Annotated in this window: 3 protein-coding genes; 1 reads left to right on the top strand and 2 read right to left on the bottom strand. The window is 44.9% G+C overall.

The genetic code is table 11. The features are described 5' to 3' along the window. The first annotated feature begins 237 nt into the window (after nt 1–237). A complete protein-coding gene (locus QUB39_RS30295) occupies nt 238–525 on the top strand; it encodes a hypothetical protein (protein ID WP_333058548.1) in 288 nt (95 codons plus the stop codon). A gap of 123 nt (nt 526–648) precedes the next feature. Here the strand turns inward: QUB39_RS30295 and QUB39_RS30290 are convergent, their stop codons facing one another. Then, complete coding sequence (locus tag QUB39_RS30290) at nt 649–948, bottom strand: hypothetical protein (RefSeq protein WP_333209759.1); 300 nt, start codon at nt 946–948, stop codon at nt 649–651. A gap of 13 nt (nt 949–961) precedes the next feature. Next, nucleotides 962–4303 (bottom strand): S8 family serine peptidase (locus tag QUB39_RS30285; protein ID WP_333485232.1); only part of this gene is annotated, 3342 nt, incomplete at its 5' end.

Below are 4303 nucleotides of genomic sequence, written 5' to 3'. Positions count from 1 at the left end.
TAAGAATTGTTTTATAAAAAACAAATCATGCACAAATATGATTTTCTGTCAACTTAATTTAGATGCGTTTACCCTGGGCGTATTGTCGATCGCCCACCATTTAGAAATAGACGAGATCCCCTAATCTAAAAAAGTACGAGATCCCCTAATCTAGAAAAGTGCGAGATCCCGCAATCTAAAAAAGTACGATCGCCGATAATTGAGAAAAGTACGATCGCCCACCCGGTCGATCGCGCGGTGGATAAACAAGGACGAGATCCCGTTAATTCGATCGCCCGCAGAATCAATGGCCGATCGCCGGAAACAGAAAAATTACCTAAAAACGGGCGATCGACTCAAAGGAAGTTGTGCCCGGTGTGCGATCGCCCGACTCAGCTCAAACTATCGATAATAATTCGAGCGCACAAAATGACTAGCCCGCCCCGGTCGATCGACTCAGAGGAAATTGTACGGGCGATGTGCGATCGTCCGAGGGGTGTAAAACTATCAACAATCATTCGATCGCACAAAACAACTAGCTTGTAAAGTTGATCGACTCAAAGGAAATTGTACCCGGTGTGCGATCGCCCGGAGGGTGTAAAACTATTGATAATCATTCGATCGAACAAAACTAATCGCCCGCCACGTCGATTATTTGAGCTTGTCATATTATCCCTCTTTTAGTGGGACAATCGTCTCCGCTACAGCTCTTAATATTGAGGCGAGGCGATCGAAATCAACATATGTGGGGATATGTTCTTCGGATATAACTTTTTGCAGGCTTTTCCAATCATCTATCAGTGAACCTACATCTAGACTAACATCAGTTTCAAAGTTTGTCCATTCATCAGACGAAACTATCCAATAGTAATCTATATCATTAATATCTAATGATAGAATGCCCTCTTGTTCCATTTTATTCATGAGTTTATCAAACAATATCCGTAGTTCACCAACCGTCACATTCATCGATTTATCCTCTCTATCTGCGATTAAGTTCTTGTTCTATTTTGATTAACTCATCTCTTTGCTTCTTGATTTGTTTTTGAAGTGCATTAATACGCCCCTGTATAATTTGTTGCCTTATTTGTGGATTTGGTGCGTTTTTAAGCCTGCCATCGTTATCATAAGCATCGGGATTTGCTATGTAGTCATTGAGCTTTTTCTCGTGTTCTTGGATTAGGTCTTGATAGGAGTTTCGGGCTTTCTCCAATTGAGGTGTTGTCATCTTTTGGTAAAGTTGACTCCCTGTACCGCCTGTTCCTTGAGAATATAATACTCCAAGTTCCTGAACTATATTTCTTACACCAGCGGCCAACGTAGTTGTTCCGTGTAGTCCCAAAGCTGCACCTGCTACTATGGCCGGAGCACCTCCGATGCAAGTGAATCCTGCTATACATAAAAATCCACCTCCAGCGGCAGCACCACCGCCTGCTATGATTTCCAAAATTCCTGTGACAATTGCTGCCCCATCTCCTAACCGTTGTCCCCACCAAAAATAATTGTAGTCGGGAAGCCCTTTAAGCCCTCGTTCCACATCTTGTTCCTGTCCATCCCAGTAAGGGTTGAAGACCTGGAATAACCATTTAGTTGAATCTCCGATATTACGTAGATACTGATATACTGCGCCAGCAACAAACATCCCAAGAGGTCTAAAAAAATTCAACAATTGTTGAATAACTTCTGCCAGTGCAGAACGTTTGTTTTCAGGTAATTTTCCACCAGGAGCACCAGAACCACCAGACGGATTATTAGCTAAATAATCATTCCCACTCTCACCTGAAGGGGAATCAGAACCACTACTACCAAAAACCTTTTTAAACTCAGGCTCTTTAATCAGAATAACACTCGGTAGCCGCCAAATATCATCACTAGGCTTGGGAGGCTTCTGAAAATCCACCGGCACCTGTTGTTTCGGCGCCTTATTCAACCGCGGCGCCTCCCCAAATTCAGGCAAATTATTCGTCTGCGTCCCAGTTCCTTCTGGGTCAAATGACCCCCCCGTCACCTCATATTCACCCGGCAAATACTCGCCATCTTCCCAACTAGACTTCGACCAACTTTCACTCCAACTATTCCTGCCATCATCATACTCAGTCCCACTGCGAGTCCAACTCCAACTGTTGCCATTACTCGTATAGACACCCCCTTTCGTCACCGATTCCGAATCGTAACCGCTGACAGTTTCCGTCCAACTGTAACCTCCCTTAAAATAAGACTTGCTGTAACTCTCACTCCAGCTAGAATACTTGGACACCGAACTAGCTACCCCGTTACTATCGTAAGTGCTTTCGCTCGACCATTTCTCGTAACTCGAACTGCCATTTTCTGTTTTTTGGCCATCTTTATAAGTTGTAACTGTCTGTGAATTCCAAGTACGGGAGGTATCGCTACTGTTAGATGAGGTGGAATTACTGCCCGAGGTGCTGCTGTTACTTTTGGTAGCGGTTATTGTCGATTCGTCGCTGGTACTTTGAGTAGTATAAGTATCAGCATTATACTCGCTTTCCCACTGAGCATGATTTTCTGAATAATTTTCAAGCTCGGAATTATAACTAACTTTCCCCTCACTGTTGCTGCTGGAAGAATTCGACTTACTGACAGAATAAGTATCCCGATTGTGGCTGCTAGTTGACGGCCCGTTTTTGTAACTTTGCGTGTCATTCCCTTGACTGACAGAATAATTGTTATTGCGGTTGTTGTGCCAGTATGAGGGGCCGTTGCTGCTGTTGGTTTGTTGAGATTGATTGACGGTGTAAGTGGATTGATTGCTGGTATTTTTTGACGGGCCGTCGTCGTAACTGCTGTGATAATTACTATTGGCTTCTGAATAAGTATCGCGGCTGTTGCTGCTGACTGTTGTGCCGTCTGTTGTAGTGTTGTCCCAAGTTGAATTGATTACTGAATAGTTGTCGCTGCTGTTGCTGGTTTTGGAGGGGCCGCTGCTACTGTTGCTCTCATAGTTCGAGCGATTTACTTGGCTTTCTGACCCGCTGTGAGTGTTGATGGAACTATTACCATTGCTGCTATTCGTCCAATCGGCTTTGCCTTGAATTTGAGTTGAACTGTTGTTGAGAGAACTTCCGGTGCTGCTAGTATAGTGAGTGTTTGAAGTTGATTTTGAACCCCAATCGTCTTGGCGGTTGCCGTTATTCATTGCATAGTCGGTTCCGTATTGACTTTCTGATTGGGAAAAACTGTTTCGGTAACTGTCGGCAGTGGTGTTTGTAGTTTGTTCGGGACTGGTATAATTGCTAGAAGAGCGGGATTTTTGAAGATATGAGCTTTGGTCGTTGCGAGTGCCTTCGTATTTAACTCGGCTGTAGTTTTGCTGCGATTGATTTTTGTTTTCTACTGAGTTTTGGGAAAAGTTTTTGCTGGTGTAGGTAGCAGCATTTGTGCTGGAATCGCTGGTGTATTCGTTAAAAGAGTTGCTCTTGCTGTTGGTGTTGACGGCGTTTTGATCCCAGCTTGATTCGGTGTTTGAGAAGTTGCTATTAGTTTGAGTGTTTGTGGTGGTTGTACCGTGGGAACTACTGGTAGAGGTGGTTGTATGTGGCGCTAGTTCTGTGGTATAAGAGCTAGTGCCAGAGTTGTAGTCTCCGGTTGAGGTGCTGGTAGTTTTTGGTGTGCCTGGGGCGTTGGTTGCGGTCGGTCTTTCTGAGGGTTTGGCTGTACTATTCGGAGAGTTACTGACATTTGCATCGGCATCAATCAGCGATTTTGTCAATTGTTTGGTGGCTGCTAATACTGGTATTGCGGGGATTGTTTCTGTGGCGGTAGCAATTGCTAATTGGGGATTTAAGATTCCGTATCCTGTTCTTTCGTCCCATCCTGGTACGTCGATGTCGCTGGCTGTTTTTAGGAGGATGTTTTTGATTTGTTGGCGGTTCAGTGATGGGTTGGCTGCCCACATTTGGGAGATGGTGTTTGTGACGAAGGCTGCTGCTATTGATGTGCCTTGTTTTGTTTCGGTTGTTGACTGTTCTGCGGTTTTTTGAGTGTTTGTTGGTGCTAGGATATCTAAACCGCCTCCGTAGCTGGAATAGGCGCTGCGGTTGTTGTTTTCGGATGCTCCCACTGTGATGATGTTGTCGAATTCTGTGGAGGCTTGTCCGAGTGCGGATGCGAGATCCCCTTCATTACCGGCTGCTGCTACAATCAGGATGTTGTTGTCCTGAGCGTATTTAAGTGCTGATTTTTCTTCTGGTGTGAGTTGGTAGCGTGTGGTTTGTGTGCCGTCGGGATTGATTTGGGTTAAGTCGAAGCTGAGGTTGATGAGGGCGTTGGGTTGTTTGGCGGCGATTGCTGCGTTTACAAATTC

It is taken from the genome of Microcoleus sp. AT8-B5 (assembly GCF_036705565.1).
Lineage (GTDB): Bacteria > Cyanobacteriota > Cyanobacteriia > Cyanobacteriales > Microcoleaceae > Microcoleus.
Note: the sequence above shows the minus strand (reverse complement) of the source record. Positions and strands in the feature narration are given on the sequence as shown.

What these genes read in the sequence shown, in the direction of transcription:
- QUB39_RS30290 (WP_333209759.1), bottom strand. Translation starts at nt 948, where the DNA reads ATGAATGTGACGGTTGGTGAACTACGGATATTGTTTGATAAACTCATG.